The sequence below is a fragment of the Treponema sp. UBA3813 genome (assembly GCA_002368605.1).
Lineage (GTDB): Bacteria > Spirochaetota > Spirochaetia > Treponematales > Treponemataceae > Treponema_D.
This window is the reverse complement of sequence record DFEB01000068.1, coordinates 1-2,523: the sequence shown is the minus strand read 5'-3', so window position 1 is coordinate 2,523 and position 2,523 is coordinate 1. Positions and strand designations below refer to the sequence as shown.

The 2,523-nt window shown below is 41.7% G+C and carries 2 protein-coding genes; both read left to right on the top strand.

What is annotated here, in order from left to right; translation table 11 throughout:
- Nucleotides 1–1,754: PcfJ domain-containing protein (locus B2089_RS10265; protein WP_296687160.1), on the top strand; the 1,754-nt coding region annotated here is incomplete at its 5' end.
- 142 nt (nucleotides 1,755–1,896) lie between these two features.
- The coding region (locus B2089_RS10260) for an ADP-ribosylglycohydrolase family protein (RefSeq protein WP_296687157.1) at nucleotides 1,897–2,523 on the top strand (627 nt) is incomplete at its 3' end.

Sequence of the window (2,523 nt, the reverse complement as noted above, 5' to 3'; positions counted from 1 at the left end):
ATAGAAAACTTGGTACTGCTGATTTTATTCAGAGCGAAAATGAAAAGAAAATAATCCCTGTGCGGTTCAAAAATCAATTTGTTCCAGACACTGTTATTTTTGACTGGTCAAAAAATATCTGGGAAAAAGCGGGCTCAATTCCAGAAGAAAGTGAAGAAATTCTTCCGGCTGAATTCGTGGAATTTCCTATTAAGCCTGCAAAGCCTCGTTTTACCGGCAATGGCGTTCTTTCTGGTGATGACGGTCTTGCAATCGAAGACCTTTCTCCCTGTGAAATGGCTGATTATTGCGCATGGCAAAAAGAAGAAAGCCGTTATTTTTTTAACTCGCGGAATTTTAAGGACTCGAACAACAGCCAGAAAGATTATTTTGCTGCAGAAATTTGCGTTGATGAAGAAAATCTCACGCTCTCGTTGACTTTTAAAACATTTGCGCGAAAAGAGCTTGAAGGAAGAGATTACTTGAATCGGCATGTTGAATCTGCATTTCCTGTGTATTCTTCGAGTCTGCCGGAAGATTTGCAGGAAGCTTCAGGTTTTATTGCGGAAACGATTTTTTTTGACATGAAAAACGGCAAGATTTCCTTTTCTTTTGAATCAGGTGGAAATCCTGAGAAAAAAGAAGATTCTGAACCCTGGCGGCTGAATTCAAACAGCAAAAAAGAGCTTTTGCCTTTTGAACGGCATCAAAGAATCCTGCAGTTCCTCGGAAATCTGGAATTTTATTTTTATCCAGAGAGCGTGCTTTTTGAAGCGTACAAAAAACTCTCGGCCCTTGCGAAGAAATTCACAGGGCTTTCAGAAACTCCAACTACAAGCAGATATTTGAGCGAAGAGAATGCCAAGCCTTGTTATCTTTCTGAAATGTATGTGCTTACGATGCTTCCTTGTGAGCCAAAACTTTACGCAGTTCTTATGAGCCGTGAGTTGCATGAGTTAAAATTCTCCTTAAACTATGAGCGGACTGACACGGAAGTTTTCAACAAGTTTTTGAAAAAAGCTCACATTAAAAATCACCGGGTTTTGCGGAAAGTTTTTGTCGAGCATCCAACGATTCTTCTCTTGTGTATGCGGATGCATGATTCAGGCTTCCGCGACATCAATTTGTACAACCGCGTAATCGAAAGCGAAGAAAATCGGGAAGAAATCAGATACCTTGACCGAAAAGCCCTTATTTTCTTCTCAAAATACAGCATAAAAAAGCGGGGCGAGATTGCCACGATAAACACGCTTCTCAGAAAAAGCGAGGATGTAGATCCTTACATGAAGGACGATGCTCTCTGCATGTTCCAGGAATATTTTCGCCATGTGCCGGAAGAATTGCGAAAGGATATTCTTGAAGACGGATTCACCCGCTTCAATCATGATGCACTTGCAAAAATTTCTTACAGCGCGGAAAATCGCAACATCACTTTTAAATACACGGGCGAGCAGAAAAATCTTGAGGACGACATCGACGGCTATTCTTTCAGGCTTCCGAAATCGAACATACAGATGTGCGAAATCGGAACGGCACTTCACAACTGCGTGGCAAGCTATGCGGAAAGCGTTGAGCAAAAAGACTGTACGATTGTTTATGCCACCAAAGACGGGGAGTATAAAATCTGCATTGAGGTGTACAAAAACAAAATCGTGCAGGAACTGATTGACCGAAATTCTGAGCCCACCGGCGAAGAAAAAGCCGTTCTTTCAAAATGGCATGAGCGGCACGGTCTTAACGTTTCTTATAGAAATTATTATGATATTCCATTCTAGGAGGCAATGTGAAGATTTGATAGTGCCGATAAATGCTCTTGAAAAAGCATGTAAATCAAAAGTGACTGAAAGGCGGTTCTGGGATCTGTCTTGAATTTGCTTGCTACGCAATATATTATTTCTTTAGGAAGGGAAAACAAAAATGAACGGAAAAGATGCAGTTAAAAATATTATCTACGGAGTGGCTATTGGAGATGCTGCAGGATGTCCTGTGCAATTTTTTGAACGCGGGGACGTAAAAAAATTGTTGTTGAACATCACCGATATGGTGGGGCACGGCACATACAACAAACCGACAGGCACGTGGACGGATGACACAAGCATGACGCTTGCACTTGCGGACAGTCTTGCAGATACAATGGCTCTAGGAAAAGAAATTGACTATACGGACATTATGAAACGCTTTGAGTCCTGGCTTTTTGACAACAAATATACGCCGGAAAAACGAGCCTTTGACATGGGCCAGACCTGCTCTGTGGCCATCTTCAAGTTTAGAAAAGGAATTCCTGCCATTGAATGCGGTGGAAAAAGAATCAACCAAAACGGAAATGGCTCCCTTATGCGAATCAGCCCGATTGTATTATATCTTCAAAAAAAGTTCGGGGCGAATATGCTGGAAAATGAAGAGAGCTTGGACGCAGCCTTTGAGGTAATTCAAAATGTTTCTAGCCTGACCCATGCGCATCCTATTGCGAAACTTGGCTGCTGCATCTATTGTACCTTTCTTCTTGAAGTGCTAAATGGAAGGCAAAAATCTGATTTACGGGAA